The following is a 22154-nucleotide window of genomic DNA, read 5'->3' as shown; positions in this document are numbered from 1 at the left end:
GAACATGCAACCCACCGCTATCGACAGCAAAAGCAAACACCCACAGGGCGAGCGCGTCGCGTTCATCCAGGCCTGCTGGCACAAGGAAATCGTCGACCAGAGCCGCAAAGGCTTCGTCGCTGAAATGCTGGTGCAGGGTTATCAGGAATCGGACATCGATTTCTTCGAGGTCGGCGGCGCTTTTGAGATGCCGCTGCACGCCAAGCTGCTGGCCAAATCTGGCCGTTACGCCGGCATCGTCGCCGCCGCCCTGGTGGTGGACGGCGGCATTTACCGTCACGAGTTCGTTGCGCAATCGGTGGTCAGCGGCCTGATGCAGGTGCAACTGGAAACCGAAGTGCCGGTGTTCTCGGTGTCGCTGACCCCGCATCACTTCCATTCGGGCGAAGAGCATCAGAAGTTCTTCTTCGAGCACTTTGTGCACAAGGGTCAGGAAGCGGCGCGGACTTGCGCCGATACGTTGCAGAAGATTCGCGCGTTGCGTCGAACCGAGCCGCGCGCTGTAGCGGTCTGATTCTCACATGATCGTTCCCACGCTCTGCGTGGGAATGCCTCAACGGACGCTCCGCGTTCGGCTTTGGAACGGACGCAGAGCGTCCCGGGCTGCATTCCCACGCGGAGCGTGGGAACGATCACGTCAGGCGAGGTTTTCGTCAGTGGCCGGGACGATCAGGATGCCGGCGCGCAGGCCGTTCTTGACCTTGGGGTTGGGGAAGATGATTCGCGCGCCCTGCTCTTCGATCACCCAGCGGGTATTGGCCAGGTCTTCGGCCAGCACATAACCCGGTTCCAGCTCGGAAAAGTTCTCGATATCCGCCGGCAGATTCAGGCGGAACGCATCGCTGTGCTTGATGATTTCCCGCGCCACGCTGAACAACTGCAAGCCGTCCAGCCTTTCTTCTGTCTCCGGCTCAGTGCCTTCGATGATCTGTTTCAGGCGGGTTTCCAGCAGTGACACGTTGACGCCGTCGTTCTGCCCGAACGGCCGCGCCTTGCCCAGTTCCAGGGTGAAAGCCTCGGCGTCGAGTTTGTCGTAGGTGTACGAGCTGAACACGATGGATGGTTTGTTCTGCAACAACACTGCTTCCATGCCGGCGGCGCGCAGGCGCGCCAGTTCGCGGCGGGAATGCTGGCGCCCTTCCTTCCACGGGTACAAGGCGAACTGTTCGATCTTCGAACCGCGAATCGCCGTGTGCAGGTCGTAGTGCAGACGCTGGCGCTCGGGCTTGCTAAAGAAACTCGCCGCCAGCCGTTCCAGCTCACAGGCGCGCAACGCTTCCGAGCCGCTGCTTTGTTCGTGGCGGCCGTTGAACAGCCGATTGACATCCTGCTCGACGAAACGCTCGCCCTTGCGAATCGCTTCCGGGTTGCCGAACAGGAACAGAATGCGTGCGCGCGGCTTGAGATCGCCGCGTGCGATGTCGTGCAACAGCCGATCGAGCAACTCGATCGGTGCCGTTTCGTTGCCATGGATGCCTGCTGACAGCAGCAGGTCCAGGCCATTGTCGCGCGCTTCCGGGGGCCGCACTTCCAGCGCCCCTTCGCTCAACCAGCGCATGCGCACGCCTTCGACAGTCAGTTGAGTCTTCTCCGCCGGTTCGCGGCCGGCGAGGGTCAGTTCAAGCAGTTTGCCGAGGGCGAGCATAGAGCGGTTTCCTTAGTGGTCGTGGTTGCAATCCGGGCCGTGTACGTGATCCTCGTCAGCGCCGAGGTCAGCCGGTTCCATTTCCAGTTGCAGACTTACCAGATTAGTCGCCAATGGGCGCAGCAGCAGGTTGGCGTACTCTTCGTCACCTTCCTCGACGTCCACGCCGATCAGCAGCTGGCCACGGCCGTCCTGCTGGATCCACAGCTCTTTGCCTTGCCACATGACCGCGACGCGGGTGCACGAGGTTTGCAATTGCGTGCCGTCGGTGTCTTCAAGGATCAGCTGCAGGGAATCGCTCATGTTTTTACTCTCTTGGGTGAAACGCCGCGCGCCACGTTCAGGCAGCGCGCTGGCGATCAATTGATCTGGAAGGGATAAACCGCGCCCAGTTTAAGGATTTGCGTCAGTTCATCCAGTGCCGTCCGGCATTCGAGCAGCAACTGCGGGTCCGCCAGGTCGGTTTCGCTCAGGCGGTCGCGGTAGTGCTTTTCAACCCATGCGGTCAACGAACCGTACAACGGGGCCGTCATGATAACGCCTGGGTTGACCGCCGCCAGTTCGGTTTCATTCAGCGCCACACGCAGACGCAGGCACGCCGGGCCACCGCCGTTCTGCATGCTTTGCTTGAGATCGAAGACTTTCACTTCGCGGATCAGCCCGCCGGAGCTGGTCAGGCTTTGCAGATAAGCCCAGACGCGTTCGTTGGCCTGGCATTCCTGCGGCACGATCAGCAGCATCGAGCCATCGGCACGCGACAGCAACTGGCTGTTGAACAGGTAGGAACGCACCGCGTCATCCACAGTGACCGCCGAACGCGGCACGCAAACAGACTGGAAGTTACCGCCGACCTTGGCCAGTTTGCCTTGCAGCTCGGCAAGCATCTTGTCGGTCTCGAGGAACGCGTCCTCGTGATAGAACAGCACTTCACCATTGCCCACGGCGATCACGTCGTTGTGGAACACGCCCTGATCGATGACGTTGGGATTCTGCTGCGCGTAGACCACGCCTTCGTCACGCAGACCGTGCAGACGCGCGACGGCTTGCGAGGCTTCGAGGGTCTGGCGTGCAGGGTATTTCTGCGGCGCCGGGAAACGGTTGTCGAACGCACTGCGGCCGAACACGAAGAACTCGACGCCCGCCTCGCCGTACTCACGGCAGAAACGCGTGTGGTTGGCCGCGCCTTCGTCGCCAAACTGCGCCACTGCCGGCAAAGCGGCGTGATGGGCGAAGTGCTGTTGATTGGCGAACATCGCGCCGAGCACGCGGCTGGTGGTCGGGTGTTCGATGCTGCGGTGGTATTTGCAATTGAGGTTGGCGGCGGTGAAGTGCACGCGGCCGTCAGCGGTGTCGGCACTCGGGCTGACCGTGGCGGCGTTGGCCACCCACATGCTCGACGCCGAGCAACTGGCGACCAGCAGCGGCATCGCTTCCTTGGCGGCGCGCTCGATCACCTGCGCGTCAGTGCCGCTGAAGCCCAGACGACGCAGCGCCGCCACATCAGGACGTTCCTGCGGGGCCAGCACGCCTTGCTGGAAGCCCATGTCCATCAGCGCTTTCATTTTTGCCAGACCTTGCAGCGCCGCTTCCTTCGGATTCGAGGATTGCTGACTGTTGCTCTGCGAGGCGACGTTGCCGTAGGACAGACCACCGTAGTTATGGGTCGGCCCCACTAGACCGTCAAAATTGACTTCATAGGATTTCATCAGCGAGGCTCCACGAGAATCTGTTGTTATAGGCTTCAGTAACTATTCTTTAAGACCGAGGCGCGGCCTTCGCGAGCAGGCTCGCTCCCACACTGGAATGCATTTCCCTGTGGGAGCGAGCCTGCTCGCGAATGGGCATCACGCCATTTTCACGCCGGGTGTCAGGGCAGCAGGCAACACCAGGCTCGGGGTTTCCAGCGAGGCCACCGGGTATGCGCAGTAATCCGCTGCGTAATAGGCGCTGGCGCGGTGGTTGCCCGAGGCGCCGACGCCGCCGAATGGCGCGCTGCTCGCGGCGCCGGTCAGCTGTTTGTTCCAGTTGACGATGCCGGCGCGGCTTTCCAGCCAGAACTGCTGGTAACGCACTTCGGAATCGGAGAGCAAACCGGCGGCCAGTCCATAAGCGGTGTTGTTGGCTTCACTGATCGCGGCGCCGAAATCGGCATAGCGGATCACTTGCAGCAGCGGCCCGAACAGTTCTTCGTCCGGACGCTCGGCCACGGCCGTCACATCGACAATGCCCGGGGTCAGCAAAGCCGACTGCGCTTGTGGCTGGGTCATTTCCAGCAGCGCCACCGCGCCGTTGGCCAGCAGTTGTTCCTGCGCATCCATCAGCGCTTTGGCCGCGCCGAGGGAAATCACCGAGCCCATGAACGGTGCCGGTTGCTGATCGAAGGCACCGACTTCAATGGTCGAACTGACTTCAACCAGACGCTTGAGCAGGCTGTCGCCCCACGCGCCTTGCGGCACCAGCAGACGGCGGGCGCAGGTGCAGCGCTGGCCGGCGGAAATGAATGCCGACTGAATGATCGTGTACACCGCCGCGTCCAGATCAGCGACCTGATCGACCACCAGCGGGTTGTTGCCGCCCATCTCCAGCGCCAGAATCTTGTCCGGACGCCCGGCGAATTGCTGGTGCAGGTGATTGCCGGTGCGGCTCGAACCGGTGAAGAACAGACCGTCGATACCCGGGTTCGCCGCCAGAGCGATGCCGGTTTCCCGCGCGCCTTGCAGCAGGTTCAACACGCCTGCCGGCAGACCGGCTTCGATCCAGCACTTGACCGTCAGCTCGGCGACTTTCGGCGTCAGTTCGCTGGGCTTGAACAATACGCTGTTACCGGCCAGCAGCGCCGGGACGATATGACCGTTAGGCAGGTGGCCGGGGAAGTTGTAAGGACCAAACACCGCGACCACGCCGTGCGGCTTGTGGCGCAATACGGCGGTAGCGTCGCCCAGTGGGCCGCTCTTCTCGCCGGTGCGCTCGCGGTAGCTCTGCACCGAAATCGCGATCTTGTTGACCATGCTGGTCACTTCAGTCGCAGCTTCCCACAGCGGTTTGCCGGTTTCTTCGCCGATGGTGCGAGCCAGTTCGTCAGCGTGGTTTTTCAACGCAGCAGCAAAAGCTTCGAGGACGCTGATGCGCTCCTCGAGGGTGCGACGTGCCCACTGAGGAAATGCCTGGCGAGCAGCCTGAACCGCCGATTCGACCTGCGCGGCAGTGGCGCCCTCGCCCGCCCACAGCACTTGCTGGGTCACCGGGTTCAGCGATTGAAAGGCCTCGCCCTGACCGGCCAGCCACTCACCTGCGATGTATAGCGAATTCATTATTTCGACTCCCGTGCAGCGGACAGCGCCACGGCGCGAACCTGATCGCCGGCGCTGAGTTGAAGACGTTTCGCGGTCTGCGGATCGACCACCAGGGTGCCCGCAGCCAGACGCGCTGGCGCAGCCGTGATGCGGCAATCCTCGCGCTTGCGGTTGTGGATGATGAACGGCGTGGCGTCATCGCCCGGCGTGCCGACGGCCAGCACCAGTGCTTCGCTGTCACGCACCGCGCGGATCTTGCTGGTTTCGCATTCGATGGCCGGGCCGGCGTCGAAGATGTCGACGTAACCCTGATAGCTGAAGCCTTCGCTCTTGAGCATGGCCAACGCCGGTTCGGTGTCCGGGTGCACCTGGCCGATGACGTTGCGCGCGTCCGGCGACAGGAAGCAGGTGTACAGCGGGAATTTCGGCATCAGTTCGGCGATGAATGCCTTGTTGCCGACGCCGGTCAGGTAATCGGCCTGGCTGAATTCCATCTTGAAGAAATGGCGGCCGAGGCTTTCCCAGAACGGCGAGCGCCCGGCGTCATCGGACACACCGCGCATTTCAGCGATGATCTTGTTGCCGAACAGCTCCGGGAACTCGGCGATGAACAGCATGCGCGCCTTGGACAGCATGCGACCGTTCAAGCCGTTGCGGTAATCGGCGTGCAGGAACAGCGAGCACAGCTCGGAATTGCCGGTCAGGTCGTTGGCCAGAAACAGCGTCGGGATTTCGCGGTAAATGTTCAGCTCTTGCGAAGCGCTGACCGTCAGACCGACGCGGAAGTTGTACCAGGGCTCACGCAGACCAACCGCGCCGGCGATGGCGGAAATCCCCACCACACGGCCGTCATCGTCTTCGAGCACGAACAGATAGTCGGCATCGCCACGCCCGGCTTCGCCGCGAAAGGTCTTCTCGGCCCAGCCGACCCGGTGGGTCAGGCGCTCTTCATTGGCCGGCAAGGTAGTCAGGCCGGTGCCGGTGCTGCGGGCCAGGTCGATCAGCGCGGATAAATCGCTGCTGCGTACGGGACGAACAATCATGCTATCTCCTCAAACGGGCCGCTCGCGCCACCCGTGAAACTCGCTAAGGCGTTAAACCGCCACCAGGCGCACGCTGGCACCTTCACCGACGCCCAGGGCTTCGGCTGCTTCCATATCCAGCGTCACCGGTTTGCCCGGCGCGTAATCCAGCTCCAGCAACACCGCGCGGTAATCCTGCAACTGCGCGTTGGCCACCAGGTACTGGCGTCCAGCGCCTTTGACCGGCTCGCCGATTTTCACCGGCACCACGCGGCTCTGGGCGATCGAACGGATCCCGGAAACCCGCGCATGCAGGGTCGGGCCGCCGTCGAAGATGTCGATGTAGTGATCAGTCTCGAAACCTTCGCGCATCAGGATGTCGAAAGTGATCTGCGCACGCGGGTGCACCTGGCCCATCGCCTCTTGGGCGGAGTCCGGCAGCAGCGGCACGTAGATCGGGTAATGCGGCATCAGCTCGGCGAGGAAGGTGCGGCTTTTCAGCCCGCACAGGCGCTCGGCCTCGGCGTAGTTGAGGTCGAAGAAGTTACGCCCGATCGCATCCCAGAACGGCGAGTCGCCATTCTCGTCGCTGTAACCGACGATCTCGGTCACCACCGAGTCGGCAAAACGCTCCGGGTGGCTGGCGACGAACAGCAGACGGCCACGGGAATTGAGCTCGGCCCACGGTGATCCGACCAGTTCGCGCTGCACATAGAAACTGGTCAGCAGGCTGTTGCCGGTCAGGTCGTGGCACTGCGAGAGCACGTGGATCTTGTTGTGGATCTTCAGCTCGCGGGAGGCGTGGACGAAAGTCTCGTTGCGGAAGCTGTAGAACGGCTCCGAATAACCGGCGGAAGCGACGATGGCCGAACAGCCGACCAGTTTGCCGGTAGTGGAATCTTCAAGAACGAAGAAGTAGCTCTCTTCACCGTTGAAGCTCACTTCGGCGGCAAACGAAGCTTCGCTCGCGGCAATCTTGTCGCTCAGACGTTCCACGTCATCCGGCAAGGAAGTGACACCAATCGGGCTGTCCGCAGCCAGACGCTGTACCTCGCCCAGATCAGCCATTTGCGCGGGGCGCATCACCAGCATGGTGTCACTCCTTTCTCTTCAATATTCACAGAAAAAACCGGGCCCACATAAAGATCGATGCAGGAATGGGACTTGTGGCGAGGGGATTTATCCCCGCTGGGGGGCGAAGCACCCCCAAAAATCTAGGGCCGCTGCGCAGCCCATCGGGGATAAATCCCCTCACCACAGGTTCAATCCAACAGGTGAATGTGCCCGGTATCAAAAATTGGTTCGGCGCCGGAAAAACTCCAGGCGCCGAAAGGTCCATCAGGCTTGCGTCAACTTCGCTGCGGCACGTTCGAAGCGGTCGAGACCGGCGTCGATATCGGCATCTTCCACCACCAGGCTCGGGGCGAAACGGATCACGTCCGGGCCAGCCTGGAGAATCATCAGGCCTTCCTGCTCAGCGGCGTTGAAGATGTCCTTGGCCTTGCCTTTCCACGCTTCGCTGAGCACGCAACCGATCAGCAGACCGAGACCGCGTACCTGAGTGAACAGGCCGTATTTCTCGCCGATCTGTCGCAGGCGGGTCTTGAACTTGTCGTGCTTGACGTTCACGCCGTTCAACACTTCAGGGGTGTTGACCACGTCGATCACCGCTTCGGCGACGGCGCAGGCCAGCGGGTTGCCGCCGTAAGTGGTGCCGTGGGTGCCGACGACCAGATGTTTGGCCAGCGCTTCGGTGGTCATCATCGCCGCGATCGGGAAACCACCGCCCAGGCTCTTGGCGCTGGTGAGGATGTCGGGGGTCACGCCGTAATGCTGGTAGGCGAACAGCTTGCCGCTGCGGCCCATGCCGGTCTGCACTTCGTCGAACACCAGCAGCGCGTTGTTCGCGTCGCACAGTTCGCGGGCGCCTTGCAGGTAAGCCAGCTCGGCCGGCAGCACGCCGCCTTCGCCCTGGATCGGCTCGAGCACGACCGCGCAGGTCTTCTCGGACACCGCGGCTTTCAGCGCGGCCAGATCGTTGTAGGGAACGTGGGTGATGCCAGTGATTTTCGGGCCGAAGCCGTCGGAGTACTTCGACTGGCCACCGACGTTGACGGTGAACAGGGTACGGCCGTGGAAGCTGTTCAGCGCGGCGATGATTTCGTATTTCTCGGTGCCGAAACGGTCGAATGCGACGCGACGGGCCAGCTTGAATGCGGCCTCGTTGGCTTCGGCGCCCGAGTTGCAGAAGAACACGCGCTCGGCAAACGTGGCGTCGATCAGCTTGTGCGCCAGACGCAGGGCCGGTTCGTTGGTAAACACGTTGGACACGTGCCACAGCTTGTTCGCCTGTTCGGTCAACGCACCGACCAGCGCCGGATGCGCGTGGCCCAATACGTTGACGGCAATCCCGCCGGCGAAGTCGATCAGCTCGCGGCCGGCCTGATCCCAGACCCGGGAACCGGCGCCACGCACCGGAATGAAAGCGGCAGGCGCGTAGTTGGGAACCATTACCTGGTCGAAATCGGCGCGTTGTACCGCAGCGTGCTCAACGGACATCGGAGTCTCCTGAAGAGGAACACCCGCCTGGAACTGGCGAGCGATGAGGGGATTGTAAGGACAGTTGGGTGCCCGGCCTTGTCGCCAAGCGACAACTTCTTATAGCGCAAACCCCGGATTTTCCCGGGTTTACGGCAATGCGACATATAGCGTCGCAAAGGCGCAGTTTACCGGGCGCGGCCGATTTGCGGCAGGCCGCGCAGGATACCAAGTCAGCCCCCACGGCAGAGACATAAATATCTACCGCACGGGGGGCGCTTGCTGCTGATTTGCTGAGGGTTCTTCCCAACGCCAAGGAATGGCCATGCATTTGTCTGAAGCACCCCCATCGGCAATCCCGGATGACGCAACTGACGCGCACCATGCGGACGAGCATTATCAACCACTGAAAAACGCGATTCCCGCCTGGCTGGGCGACACCTCAGCCACTCGGCGAGAAGCACTGAAAAGTAGCCTCCCGCAGCAGCCGGCCGCGCTCAAGAACGCGCCAGCCGAACAGCACGCGCTGATGAAAAGCCTTGGGGCGGCGCATATCAGCGCCCAGAGCCGGGTCGATAAAAGCCTGGAGCACTTGCAGGACGCTGCGGCCTTCGCCGAGCCCCTGCTCAAGGCCGAGCTGAAACGCTGCTTCGATCTGGAACTGGATGTCAGAAACACCTACGTGCGCCTGTACATTCCCGCCACCACCCCGTGGTTTCCGATCCGCACCGGCGCCCGCGCCTGGTCCGTGTCACTGCTCGAGGCTGCGCTGCATAACTTCGAAGACAGGGAAACCGAAGACAACGCCTTCGAAGCCGAGTCGACATTCACCAGCGCCCCCTCGGCCACAGGACAGTTTGAAACCCTGCCCGAGATCAAGGCGAAACTGAGCATTTCCGCTTTCACAAAACTGTGCCGTCGACTGGATATCGGCGCCCAATACAAAGCCAGTCTGGAAGACAATCTGGGCTATTCCGATCCGATGGTCGCGTCGGTCTTGCGCGGCAAGATCGACGCCAGCCAGAAGGCCGCGATGAAGTCTGCCCTGCAATGGGCGCGGATGAACCGCGATGTCTCGGAAAACGCGTTACGCACGATCGGGGCGATGCTCGACGGCGTGAAAGGCCTGCATGTGCATGGCGCCCCGCTGCTGTGTCATGACATGACGATGCTTTGCGCACCGCTGACCGGCATCGTGGTATTCGCCCCGGACCTGTACATGACACGCAATGCAGCGCGCGTCGTCGCCTATGTCCCGGATGACCCCGAACATCCGTTCAAGGAGTACGCCTCGCCATTGGAAATGGTCGTGGAACTGACGCGCCAGTTGCGCTCCAGGGACTATCAGCAGTTCTTCAGCCGCTTCGTCAATCACGACCAGCGCGGCTTTTTCTTCAGCACCCTCAACAGCCGGCTGAGTGAAATCCGCTGGCATCCGCACGAACCCGGCGACCCGCTGCCGGCGTGGCGCGAAGCCCCGGTGGAGCAGCCCGATCTGCAGGCTGCGCTGACGCCGTTTTACGACGATGTCTGGCAACACCTGTACCAGGCAAAGCTGAACAAGATTTTCAATGACGCCCGAACCATTGCCGTACCGACTGCCCTGGTTGATCAAAGGGCGCGCTGGGCATTCTGGGATTCGCTGGTCAACATCCTCTCTTCCATCGCCCAGACCGCCGCGATGATCGTCGCGCCCTTCGTGCCGGTGCTCGGTGAAGCGATGATGGCGTACATGGCCTATCAGATGCTCGATGAAGTATTCGAAGGCATTGTCGAGTGGGCGCAGGGGCGCACGACCGAAGCGGTCGAACACTTGATGGGCACCGTGGAATCGATGATCCAGTTGGGCATGTTCGCCGTCGGCGGTGCGATTGGCGCGGCCGAGTTTCGCAAGGTATTGCCCAAGGAAATCGTGGCGTTCATCGACCGCTTCAAACCGGTACAACTGGCCAATGGTGACACCCGCTATTGGCAACCGGATCTCGAACGCTACAAACATCCGCAGCGCCCGAGTGCTGATTCGCAACCCGATGCACTGGGTCTGCATACCCATGAAGACAAGCGCCTGTTGCCACTGGAGGATGCGCACTTTGCAGTCACCGAAAGCCAGGTGCCGGGGCAGTACCGCATCGAACATCCGAGTCGCCCTGACGCATACCAACCGGTGCTGCGCCACAACGGCGAAGGTGCCTGGCACACTGAACTCGAGCAACCGCTGGAGTGGGATGGCGCAACCGCGCTGCGCCGTATCGGCCCTGCGGTCGAGAGCTTGTCCGCGAGCGAGCGTGAAACCGTCCTGCAGATCAGCGGAACCAGCGAAGACGCGTTGCGCAAAATGCATGTCGAGCAGCAGAAGGTCCCGCCGCTGCTGGCCGACAGCATTCAGCGCTTCAAGCTTGATCAGCAGTTGCAACGTTTCATCGACCAGCTCGACAGCGATGACGCCGACGTTTTTCTGCGCGCCGACCCGACCATGCAGCTGCAGGTGCTCAGCGAATACGGTCGCTGGCCAAGCGACAAATGCCTGCGTCTGCTCGATCGCCAAGGCGAGCAACTGTGGCAATCGTCTGCCGACACAACCCTGCCCGTGACCGAACTGCGCCAGGGCGAACTGATCGGTGGCGACGTGCTCAAAACCCTGCTCCAAACCCTCGACGAGACGCAGATCAAAGCCTTGCTGGACGAGCCCTTCGCCGGACCGACGCCGTCCATCGAGGTCCGCAGCCAGAACCTGCGCAAGCAAGTGGCGGACCTCGCCAGACGCAACACAAGCGCGCTGTTCGAGTCGCGCTATCAAGCCCTTCAGCACCTCGACGACCCGCTGGCGGCACGACTCGAGACTCACCCTCCGCAATTGCCGGCCAGCATTACCCGCGAACTGCTCGATACCGCGACCGGCAGCGAACTGCTGCAGATCAGCGAAGGACAATTGCCGGCGCGCCAACAGGCGCTCATGCAGATGGCCAGTGACGAGGTGCGCGTTACCCGCTCGTATGAAGGCCTTGAGCTGGATTCGGTGAGCAACCCCGACTCTGATTCTCTGGCGCTGCACAGCCTCAAATTGTTGCCGGGCTGGAGTGGTGATGTGCGCATCGAAATCCGTGACGGGCGCTACGAGGGCACATTACTGGACACCATCGGCCGTGACGATGCGCCCGAATACAAGGTGCTGGTGTGCCGCGACGATGGTCAATATCAACCTTACGACGATCGCGGGCAGCAGCTGCATTCGTTCGCGGATTTCTATTCCAGCCTGTTGTACGCATTGCCCGACAGTGAGCGCCAGAGCCTGGACCTGCGCATCGGTCAGAGTCAGGCGCTGAAGGCGGCCATTCGCGAACGTACGCTTGAGCGCAACGAGTGGCGTCAGGTGATTGCCGATACGCCGTCCCAAGCGCCGGCAGTCGACACGCTGCGCCTGCTGGGAACCGATGGTTATCCCCAGCAGGCGCCGCGTCCGCCCCGCCCCGCTGGCCAACCGCACATCCTCGAAGAAGACATACGGGTGCTCTATCCACGGATGTCGAACCATGAGATGCGCTTTCTCGCCGAAAGCATGCGCAGCAGTCCCGCAGGCCCGCGCGCAGAAATGCTTCGCTTGCAAAATGACTACTTGCAATTGCAGAACGAGCTGCATGTCTGGGCCAACAATCCGCCCGCCTTGCATCCCGAAACCGGCACAGCGCTGACGCCGCTGGAGAAGCGCGCCGAAATCCAGAATCGCAGGCTGCTCAGGGAGCAATTGCTCAAAGGCTGGAGGCGGGAGCTCGTCACGAGCCTCGATCGGCAGGGTCTTGCCGCCGGGTATGCCTTGGACCTTACACCTGCGGTGATGGGCGACTTGCCGGTGTTGTCGGCAGACTTCAGCCATATCACCTCGCTCGTCATCGATGGCAGCCCGATGACCACTTCCGTTGACAATTTTTTGCAGTCGTTCAGTCAGTTGCGGAGACTGGATGCGCGCAACCTCAACCTGCCGAGCCTGCCGCAAGCACTGACTTCAATGCCCTCGCTGCGCGAACTGCGTTTACGCGATTGCCGAGTGAGCCTGACAACGGTCACAGAGTCGGTGCTGGCTTCCTTGCCACAACTTACCCTGCTCGATCTGCAAGGCAATGCGCTGGGCTTGCCGCCGGACCTGCACGCGATGCCCTCGTTGCGCTACGTCAATCTGTCGGATACCGGCATTCATACGGTGCCCGACGACCTGCTGGATCATCCGCGATTGATCTCGGCGCAATTCGATCGCAACCGCATCACGCGGATACCGGAAAAGTTCTTCAATCTGGCCAGCTCCCTCAGCGATGGTTACACCTTTGCAGACAACCCGTTGACCACGGCCTCTCGCGAACGGGTCAAAGTGTTTTACGAGCACACCGGCAAGCACTTCGGGGTCCGGCCTGTGCAGGAGGATCTGCAGCGCACCATCGCCTTGTTCCCTTCCCTTGATACCGAAGGCGCGACACGGGTTTTGTACCGATTGCCCGGGCCATTGGCCGAGTGCGGTGCACAGTTGTCACGCTGGGAAAATGAGCTCGGCGTACTGAATCTCGAACTCAACCAATGGATCAACCAGGCCGCCGTAACTGCCGCCGAATCGGGAGAACGTCTGCCGCTCGAGACGCAGACCCGCGAACTGGATGCCAGACGAGACTTTGCGCAACAGATCGAACAATTCTGGCGCAGCCCGCCCACGTACCCGCGCCTTGAAGAACTCAGGGCAACGGCGACGTTCAGTGGCGATATGCCGATACTCAGCACCGGTCTGGAGCGCGTTACCCGGTTGAACCTCGTTGGCAACGCCAATATCACCGCCGCCCTGCGCTTCGTGGAGTGCTTGCCCAACCTTGCCAAGCTGAAAATGAACGGCTTCGAACTGGAACCGCTGGCGCTTGGCGAAGCAAAACTGCCTCGGCTGACCGATCTGGAGCTGAAGAATTGTGGCGTGGTCATGACCCCGGAAAACCAGGCTGCGCTGCTGTCACTCACCGCCCTGGACACGCTGGACCTGAGCAACAATCCGCTGGGAACGTTCCCCGACCTGAACCTGTTGCCGGAATTGTTCCATCTCGATCTGTCCAACTGCGGGTTGACCGTCGTTCCCGAAGGACTGAGCAGCCATCCGGGGTTACGAACCGCAGCGCTCTCGGGCAACCGCATCACGCAATTGCCGGAGGCGCTGTTCGACCTCCCGGCCGAGCGCAGTGACGGCATTGACTTTGCCGATAATCCGCTATCGGCAGCAACGCGCGATCAGATCAAAAACTACTTCCGCATCCATCGAAACGACTTTGACGTCCTGGCGCCCGAGCCGGATGTCAGCCTCGCCCGGCAGCTGTTTCCCGGTTTGAACAAGCAGGAGGCCAGCGAGATGATCTACGACTTGCCCGGCAATCTGGGCGACAGCCGCAAACAGCTCCTTCGCTGGAAAGCGGAGCAGCAACAGATGCGCGATGACCTGACCCGCTGGGCCTCGGCAATTCCGTCCGCGCACCCGGTCACAGGCCAGGCCTTGAGCGTAAGCGAGCATCTGGCGCAACGATCCGCACGCTCGGACTTCAAGCTATTGCTGGAGGATTTCTGGAGCGAAAGATCGATGGGAAGCGGCAAGCGCAGCGCATTGTTTGCGGCAGACCTTAAGTTTCTCGGCGAAATGCCGCGCCTGAGTGTCAACTTCGATCACGTGACCAGCCTCAAGCTCACCGGCAACGTGACGACCGCCGGACTGGAGCCGTTCGCTGCCTTGTTCCCGAATCTTCAGACGCTGAAATTGAAAGCCTTCACGCTCTATGACATACCCTCATTCGTCGGCCGCCTGCAGTATCTCAAAGAGCTCAAACTGAATGACTGCGCGCTGACACTGTCACCTGCCGGGCAGCAAGTACTCGGCACTCTGCCCGAGTTGCGGCTGCTCGATCTGAGCCACAACCCACTGTCAAACGCGCCCGATCTGACAACCCTGCCCAAGGTAACCAACTTCTTACTTGGCCATACCGATCTGACCAGCGTGCCGAAGGGCATCGCCGAGCATCCGTTGCTGCGAGAGCTCTCGCTTGCCAACAACCAGATTACCGAGCTGCCGGACGCTATCTTCAGCCTGAAGCCCAATAGGGCCGACGGCATCTATCTGAACGACAACCCTCTGTCGATAAATGCCCGCGAGCGCGTCAAGTTCTACTACGCGGCACACGGGCGCAACTTCCGGATCAAGCCGCCATCGGCTGACATTGCCATGGCGCAGAGACTGTTCCCGCGACTTGGAGAAAACGCTGCGATCAACATGATCTATCGCCTGCCCGGGACATTACAGACCGGCACGGCGCAACTGATCAGGTGGGAGGGCGAAATCGCCCGCATGATTGGCGATCTCAACGCATGGCGTGAGCGTCTGCCAGTCAACAATCCATCGACAGAGCGGCCATGGACTGAGCAGGAAAAAGCCGCAGAACTCACCGAGAGACAAAAATTCAGCGAAAGCCTCGAACAACTATGGCGCGGCAGGCGCACCGACAATTCAGCATTACGGCTCAACACCTTCACTGCCAATGCGGCATTTACCGGTGAGTTACCGCAATTGGCCACCGACTTCAGTCACATCACCCATCTCAGTCTGCAGGGCAATCCGGCACTGAAGGTTTCCGACGGTTTTCTCACAAGCTTCAGCGGCTTGCAGGGTCTGGAACTGCAGGATTTTTCCCTGGGCCGGATGCCGCAAGCGCTGCAAAGCCTGCCGTCGCTGGAAACGTTGATGCTGAGCAAGTGCCAGATCACACTGGATCCTGTCGGACAAGCGGTCTTGTCCACGCTGACCCGCTTGAAGTCCCTGGACTTGTATAGCAATCCGCTGCAGGTCACGCCGGATGTGTCGGCACTGCAGAACCTGACGTTCATCGATCTGACCAGCACCGGAATCGATAGCGTTCCTGCCGGGCTGGAACAGCTGCCGCAGCTGGAAGTTGCGTTGCTGAGCGACAACAACATCATCGAGGTGCCGACGGAACTGACACGTTATTCCGGTCGCGGCATTGAACTGGGCGCCAACCCGTTGTCGGTTGCTTCCAGAGAACGTGTCAAAGCCGCTTTCCAGGCCAAAGCCGACAATTTCGGTGTCTGGGTCCAACAGGACGACATCGATCTGGCGCAAGGCCTTTACCCGTCGCTGTCCGGCTTCGATGCCAACGATCTGGTCTACAAGCTTGCGGGTACGCTGGCCGATGGACGTCTTGAGCTGATGCGCCGCAAAACCGGCCTCACCAGCGTGCTCGAACGCCTGGATAGCTGGGCAAACGAGATCCCCAACGATCCCGGCACGCAGATGCCGCTTGCGACCGACGCGGCAGCCAGGGAAAGACTCAACCGCCAGGAATTCAGACAAAACCTGGAAGACGAGCTGCGCCGTGCCCCCTCGTACCTGACAGGTCCGGGAGTTAGCTGCGAGTTGTCGTTTACCGGCGAGCTGCCGCCGCTGACCGCGCGTTTTGACCATATCGAACAATTGAAACTGACCACCACGGCGTCCGCCCCGCCTCGGATCGATCGTCTGCTGGAGTTGTTTCCAAAGCTCAAAGGCATCGACATCCGCGACTACCCGCTGGGCGAGATTCCCACCCGGATATTCGCCATGGACCGGCTGCGCAGTCTGTATCTGCCTGGCTGTGAGATCACGCTGACTGCGCAGGCCGCAGAAGCATTCGCAACGCTGAGGAACCTGAGTTCCGTGGACCTCAGCGACAATCCGCTGGATATGACTCCTGATCTGAGTCATTTCCCGCAGATGACTGATGTGCGCCTGGGCAACTGTGCCTTGAGCAAGGTGCCTGACGGCCTGTTCGGACTGCCTCGATTGATGTACGCGGACTTGTCCGGGAACGCGATCACCGAGTTGCCGGGCGAGTTTCCTTCACAGCCCGGCGAGGTGTTGACCGAATACGACTTCAGCGACAACCCGCTGACTGCCGAAAGTTTGCAGCGCCTGCAGCGGTATGAGGCGGCGTATCAATTGCGCGTGCTGGAGCAGCAGTCGAGCAACGACAACGCGTATCAGACGATTGAGGATTTCCATGATTTTTCCCCAAGCATCGAAATCGATTGAAGTCGGCCCGCGCTCAGCCACGCTCCGGCGGCACTGACGACAATTCGAACGGGCTGCTGCTGCGTCGCTGGTTGCGATCTTCCCGCGGCGTGGCCCCGAAGAAATTGCGATAGGCGCTGGAGAAGTGCGGCCCCGAGGAGAAGCCGCACGACAGGCCGATCTGGATGATCGACTTGCTGGTCTGCATCAACATTTGCCGGGCCTTGTTCAGGCGCAATTCCAGGTAGTACTGGCTCGGCACGCGGTTGAGGTATTGCTTGAAGATCCGCTCCAGTTGCCGACGGGATACGCACACGTGCTGGGCGATTTCGTCGGTGGTCAGCGGCTCTTCGATGTTGGCTTCCATCAGCAACACCGCCTGGGTGAGCTTCGGATGACTGGAGCCGAGGCGATTCTGCAACGGAATGCGCTGACGCTCACCACCCTCGCGGATGCGCTCGACCACCAGTTCTTCCGACACCGCACCGGCCAGCTCGGCGCCGTGATCACGGGCCAGCACCGCCAGCAACAGGTCGAGCACCGACATGCCACCGCAAGCGGTCAGGCGATCGCGATCCCAGTCGAACAGATGACTGGTGGCGATGACTTTCGGGAAGCGCTCAGCGAAATCGTCCTGCCAGCGCCAGTGCACGGCGGCGCGATAACCGTCGAGCAAACCGAGCTGGGCCAGCGGATAGACACCGGCCGACAGACCACCGATCACGCAACCGGCACGCACCAGTTGCTTGAGCGCACTGCTCAGCGCCGGCGCCAGGGTGGTCGGCGGCTCGTCAGCGAGCAGGAACAGTTTCTGGAAATTCTCGAGCTTGCCGGCCCAGGGTTCGCCGGGCAATTGCCAGGCCCCTTCGCTCTGCGGCTCGGCCTGCAAGAACGACAGCTCGTAAACCACGTCCGGGTGCACCCGCTGCGCAACACGCAAGGCCTCCTCCGCCAGCGCCAGCGTCAACGCTTTAGTGCTGGGCCAAATCAGGAAACCAATTCGATGGGCAGTCATGGGCGGGCAATCCGAAACGAACAACGGTGATGAAGGCATGGGCCAATGCTAGCCCGGAAATGAACACAAATCCTGAGTCCGACACAGATCCATGTAGGAGCTGCCGAAGGCTGCGATCTTTTGATTTTCGAAAACAGGATCAAAAGATCGCAGCCTCGTTGCACTCGTCAGCTCCCACAGGGGATCTGAGCCAGCCAGGAGATCGCGAAGCATGACCTAATCTGGTGCACAACGGCAGCCCTGATTTATTTCAGGCTACCCGACAGGAATTGCTGCAAGCGCTCCGATTGCGGGTTGACCAGCACTTCGCGCGGGTTGCCGCTTTCTTCGACGACGCCTTTGTGCAAGAACACCAACTGGTTCGACACTTCACGGGCGAAGCCCATTTCGTGGGTCACCACGACCATGGTGCGGCCTTCCTGCGCCAGCGCCTGCATGACTTTCAACACGTCGCCGACCAGTTCCGGGTCGAGGGCCGAGGTCGGTTCGTCGAACAGCATCACTTCCGGCTCCATCGCCAGCGCTCGGGCGATCGCTACACGCTGCTGCTCGCCGCCGGACATGTGCCCCGGGAACGCGTCTTTGCGATGGGCCACGCCAACCTTGTTCAGGTAGTACTCGGCTTTTTCCCGAGCTTCGTACTTGGGTACGCCGAGCACGTGCACCGGCGCTTCCATGATGTTTTCAATCGCGGTCATGTGCGACCACAGGTTGAAATGCTGGAACACCATCGACAGGCGCGAACGCATGCGTTGCAGCTGCTTCGGATCAGCGGCTTTCAGCGCGCCGTCCTTGTTCGCCACCAGTTTCAGCTCTTCGTTGTTGAGCAGGATCTTGCCGGCGTGCGGCTGCTCGAGCAGGTTGATGCAGCGCAGGAAAGTACTTTTGCCGGAGCCACTGGAGCCGATGATGCTGATCACATCGCCGGCGGCGGCTTTCAGGGACACGCCCTTGAGCACTTCGTGACTGCCATAGCGTTTATGCAGGTCTTGGACTTCAAGTTTGTACATGCGGTCGGTTCTCACAAAAACAGTCAGTCAGTCGTTGAGCAAGCGCCCGTGACGCAGCGCTTCGCGCCCCGCCACCTTGGCCAGCCAGAAACCGGGTTGGGCATAGCGCAGCCGTTCAATGGCAAACAGCACCCCGGACGTACCAGCACATACCGTGCTGACCCGATCGGACACAGGGTCGATCACTTGAAAAATCTCGTCGCCCGCCTCGACCCATTCGCCGGGCTTGCGGGAAAAACTCACCACACCGGGGTGCGGTGCGAACAACAATTCGGTGCCTTCGAACGGCATGCCTTCGCACGGTTCGAAGGCCGGGTCCGGCCACTCGCCGGTGATCAGACCTTGCTCGGCAAGGAACGCCAGAATGCCTTCAGCATAAGCCTCGGCTTCGACGCGGCCAGTGTCGGCCTGCCCGCCCAGCTCGATGGTCGTCGCCAGACACGCCAGCGGAATCTGCGCCTCGGGAAACTGCCGCGACAGGCGCAGCCATGGCAACGAGCAGGCTTCATCGAACGAGCTGCCGCCGGAATCTTCTGCGAGCAAAGCAACCTTGACGTGCAGGTGCGCCGACAGCGAACGCCACTGCGGCCAGTGCTGCGGCAGCGCGTACATGTGCAGCGCGGCTTCGGCATCGCAGTGCAGATCCAGCACCACATCGGCGGTGCAGGCGTGGCTGAGCAGCACACGCTGCATGCCTTGCAACTGGCTGCTCGCTTCAGGCAAGCCGGCCAAGTGGTCGGCCATTGCCTGGCGGATCAGGCGCACGTTGGCATGGGGATCATCACCGAGCTTGTCGCCCAGTGCCGCCGCGACCGGCGCGCTGAGCTCGACGAAATCACGGTTGAAATTCTTGCCGCTGCCCGCCTCGAAACGGCCCTGGAAATTGCCTTGCAGCAATTGCCCTAGACCGATCGGATTGGCCACCGGCACCAGCTCGATCACGCCGTTGAGCAAGCCTTGGGCTTCGAGTTCGCCGAGGCGCTTTTTCAGCTCCCAGGCGGTGCGCATGCCCGGCAGTTCATCGGCGTGCAGGCTGGCCTGGAGGTAGGCCTTGCGCTCGCCGCTGCCGAAACGGAAAACCGAAACCTTGCGCTCGCTGCCCAAGTGGCTCCACGGCAATACATGGTCGATGCGTTGCATATCAGTGCTTCCGTGGCGCGAGGTAGCTCAACCAGCGACGCTCGGCCAGTTTGAACAGTTTGACCAGAATGAAGGTCAGGCACAGGTAGAACACGCCGGCGGTGATGTACGCCTCGAACGGCAGGTAGAACTGCGCATTGACGGTACGTGCCGCGCCAGTGATGTCGATCAAGGTCACAATCGACGCCAGACTGGTGGTCTGCAGCATCATGATCACTTCGTTGCTGTACTGCGGCAGCGCGCGGCGCAGGGCCGACGGCAGCAGGATGCGCTTGTACAGTTTGAAGCGCGACATGCCCATGGCCTTGGCCGCTTCGATCTCACCGTTCGGCGTGGCCTTGAGGCTGCCGGCAATGATTTCTGCGGTGTAGGCGCTGGTGTTCACGGCAAAAGCCAGACAGGCACAGAACGTTGCGCTGGACAGCCACGGCCACAGGAAGCTTTCGCGTACTGCTTCGAACTGGGCCAGACCGTAGTAGATCAGGAACAGCTGCACCAGCATCGGCGTGCCGCGAATCACGTAGGTGTACAGCCACGCGGCGCCGTTGACGAACGGGTTTTTCGAGACGCGCATCAGCCCCAGCGGCAACGCCGCGAGCAAACCGAAGAACAGCGACAGCGCGAGCAGTTTGAGGGTGGTCAGCAGGCCGCTGAAGTACAGCGGCAGTGCCTCCCAGATGACGTTGTAGTCGAAGATCATAGATCAGCCGCCCTTACGCCTACCGAGTAGCGCTTCTCAAGGTGACGCAATGCCAGCAACGAAACACTGGTGATCACCAGATACATCGCCGCCACTGCGAGGAAGAAGGTGAAAGGCTCGCGCGTGGCATCCGCCGCCTGCTTGGCCTTGAACATCATGTCTTGCAGACCGACCACGGAAATCAGCGCGGTGGCCTTGGTCAGTACCAGCCAGTTGTTGGTGAAGCCGGGAATCGCCAGACGAATCATCTGCGGCACCATCACCCGGAAGAACACCTGAAAACTGCTCATGCCGTACGCCATGCCCGCTTCGGCCTGGCCCTTGGGGATCGCCATGAACGCGCCACGGAAGGTTTCCGAGAGGTACGCACCGAAGATGAAACCGAGGGTGCCGATACCGGCGGCCAGCGGGTTCAGGTCGATGTAGTCGTCATAGCCGAGCATCGGCGCGACGCGGTTGAGCAAGTCCTGACCGCCGTAGAAGATCAGCAGGATCAGCACCAGATCGGGAATGCCGCGGATCACCGTCGAATACAGGTCGCCCAGCCACGCCAGCCAGCGCACCGGCGACAGGCGCAACGCGACACCGATCAGCCCGAGAACGATGGCCAGAGCCATGGACGACAAGGCGAGCTGAAGCGTCAGCCATGCGCCATCGAGGATGACAGCCCCGTAGCCTTTCAACATGATTCAGGTCCTCGAAAGTTGGGATGAAAAAATGGCGCAAACCGCAGAGATTCTGTTGCTTGCGCCATTTCGGACTTGTCGCAGAGACGTCTTACTTGCCGTAGATGTCGAAGGCGAAGTACTTGTCCTGGATTGCTTTGTATTTGCCGTTTTCGCGGATGGCCGCGATGGCAGTGTTGATCTTGTCTTTCAGGGCGTCGCCCTTGCGCACTGCGATACCTACGCCGTCGCCGAAGTATTTGACGTCGGTGAAGGCCGGGCCAACGAATGCGAAGCCTTTGCCGGCGTCGGTTTTCAGGAAACCATCGTCCAGCAGGGTGGCGTCAGCCACGGTACCGTCGAGGCGACCGGCAGCCACGTCGAGGTAGATTTCGTTCTGCGAGCCGTACGGCTTGATCTCGGCGCCCAGTGGAGCGAGAACTTCGCGGGCGAAACGCTCGTGGATCGAGCCACGCTGTACGCCGATGTTCTTGCCTTTCAGCTCAGCCAGACCTTCGCTGACCTGAGTGCCGGCCTTCATGACCAGACGCGCCGGAGTGTTGTAGTACTTGTTGGTGAAGTCGACCGACTTCTTGCGATCTTCGGTGATCGACATCGACGACAGGATGGCGTCGATCTTGCGCACTTTGAGAGCCGGGATCAGACCGTCGAACTCTTGCTCGACCCACACACACTTGACCTTCATCTCTTCGCACAGCGCGTTGCCGATGTCGTAGTCGAAACCGACGATGCTGCCGTCCGGTGCTTTCGAAGCGAATGGAGGGTAAGCCGCTTCGATGCCGATCTTCACAGGTTTTTCGTCAGCGACGGCATTCAGCGACAGCACGGACAGTGCCAGGGCGCCAAGCAGCACACGTTTCTTCATCTTGGGACTCCATCGGTAAAGGGCAAAAACGGCAGAGTGAGCGACAGCCCAATATGCGAATGGGTGAATCGGAAATCGGTTGCGCATCGGCGGAAATTTCCCGTTGAAACCGCAGGCGATTTCAACGTCAGCCACGATGAGCGAGTGATCGGCATTCTAACGACAGGCC

Annotated in this window: 15 protein-coding genes; 2 read left to right on the top strand and 13 right to left on the bottom strand. The window is 61.1% G+C overall.

The features are described 5' to 3' along the window. Positions 1-4: 4 nt before the first annotated feature. Positions 5-514: a 6,7-dimethyl-8-ribityllumazine synthase gene (locus AC0IXA_RS14070; protein ID WP_016773593.1), complete on the top strand. Its 510-nt coding sequence runs from the start codon at positions 5-7 to the stop codon at positions 512-514. Between the two features lie 123 nt (positions 515-637). On the opposite strand, the gene astE is transcribed toward AC0IXA_RS14070, so the two are convergent. The 7 genes from astE to AC0IXA_RS14035 all read right to left on the bottom strand — a co-directional run bounded on the left by astE (position 638) and on the right by AC0IXA_RS14035 (position 8519). Continuing rightward, positions 638-1645, bottom strand: a complete 1008-nt coding sequence (gene astE / locus AC0IXA_RS14065; protein ID WP_471813527.1) for a succinylglutamate desuccinylase — start codon at positions 1643-1645, stop codon at positions 638-640. Positions 1646-1657: 12 nt separating this feature from the next. Continuing rightward, positions 1658-1948 carry a hypothetical protein gene (locus tag AC0IXA_RS14060; protein WP_016773591.1) on the bottom strand — a complete coding sequence of 97 codons (291 nt, stop codon included), beginning with the start codon at positions 1946-1948 and terminating at the stop codon, positions 1658-1660. A 56-nt stretch (positions 1949-2004) separates the two neighbouring features. Further along, positions 2005-3351, bottom strand: a complete 1347-nt coding sequence (astB, locus tag AC0IXA_RS14055) for an N-succinylarginine dihydrolase (protein WP_071173304.1) — start codon at positions 3349-3351, stop codon at positions 2005-2007. 138 nt (positions 3352-3489) lie between these two features. After that, the gene (astD, locus tag AC0IXA_RS14050; RefSeq protein WP_471813673.1) at positions 3490-4959 is read right to left on the bottom strand and encodes a succinylglutamate-semialdehyde dehydrogenase; all 1470 of its coding nucleotides are present in this window, start codon (positions 4957-4959) and stop codon (positions 3490-3492) included. Next, positions 4956-5981, bottom strand: a complete 1026-nt coding sequence (gene astA, locus AC0IXA_RS14045; protein WP_024014014.1) for an arginine N-succinyltransferase — start codon at positions 5979-5981, stop codon at positions 4956-4958. Before astA ends, astD begins: the two co-directional genes overlap by 4 nt. Positions 5982-6032: 51 nt before the next feature. Beyond that, the gene (aruF, locus tag AC0IXA_RS14040) at positions 6033-7052 is read right to left on the bottom strand and encodes an arginine/ornithine succinyltransferase subunit alpha (RefSeq protein WP_016773587.1); all 1020 of its coding nucleotides are present in this window, start codon (positions 7050-7052) and stop codon (positions 6033-6035) included. A gap of 246 nt (positions 7053-7298) precedes the next feature. Further along, complete coding sequence (locus tag AC0IXA_RS14035; protein WP_471813524.1) at positions 7299-8519, bottom strand: aspartate aminotransferase family protein; 1221 nt, start codon at positions 8517-8519, stop codon at positions 7299-7301. Between the two features lie 304 nt (positions 8520-8823). Between AC0IXA_RS14035 and AC0IXA_RS14030 the strand changes: the two genes are divergently transcribed. Then, positions 8824-16590 (top strand): dermonecrotic toxin domain-containing protein, encoded by a 7767-nt coding sequence (locus AC0IXA_RS14030; protein WP_471813522.1) that lies wholly within the window; start codon positions 8824-8826, stop codon positions 16588-16590. A gap of 13 nt (positions 16591-16603) precedes the next feature. On the opposite strand, the gene argR is transcribed toward AC0IXA_RS14030, so the two are convergent. The 6 genes from argR to AC0IXA_RS14000 all read right to left on the bottom strand — a co-directional run bounded on the left by argR (position 16604) and on the right by AC0IXA_RS14000 (position 21985). After that, positions 16604-17584, bottom strand: a complete 981-nt coding sequence (gene argR / locus AC0IXA_RS14025) for a transcriptional regulator ArgR (protein WP_024014018.1) — start codon at positions 17582-17584, stop codon at positions 16604-16606. A gap of 245 nt (positions 17585-17829) precedes the next feature. Then, on the bottom strand, positions 17830-18594 hold the full coding sequence (locus tag AC0IXA_RS14020; RefSeq protein ID WP_007912705.1) for an ABC transporter ATP-binding protein: 765 nt from the start codon (positions 18592-18594) through the stop codon (positions 17830-17832). Between the two features lie 27 nt (positions 18595-18621). Next, positions 18622-19734: a succinylglutamate desuccinylase/aspartoacylase family protein gene (locus tag AC0IXA_RS14015; protein ID WP_471813519.1), complete on the bottom strand. Its 1113-nt coding sequence runs from the start codon at positions 19732-19734 to the stop codon at positions 18622-18624. 1 nt (position 19735) lies between these two features. Next, a complete protein-coding gene (locus AC0IXA_RS14010) occupies positions 19736-20434 on the bottom strand; it encodes an ABC transporter permease (protein ID WP_024014019.1) in 699 nt (232 codons plus the stop codon). After that, positions 20431-21120: an ABC transporter permease gene (locus AC0IXA_RS14005; protein ID WP_016773583.1), complete on the bottom strand. Its 690-nt coding sequence runs from the start codon at positions 21118-21120 to the stop codon at positions 20431-20433. Before AC0IXA_RS14005 ends, AC0IXA_RS14010 begins: the two co-directional genes overlap by 4 nt. 91 nt (positions 21121-21211) lie before the next feature. Further along, the gene (locus AC0IXA_RS14000) at positions 21212-21985 is read right to left on the bottom strand and encodes an ABC transporter substrate-binding protein (protein WP_471813516.1); all 774 of its coding nucleotides are present in this window, start codon (positions 21983-21985) and stop codon (positions 21212-21214) included. Positions 21986-22154 lie beyond the last annotated feature (169 nt).

The organism is Pseudomonas sp. AC083, from assembly GCF_979253165.1.
The sequence above is the reverse complement of the archived record's forward strand: the minus strand, read 5'-3'. Positions and strand labels throughout refer to the sequence as shown.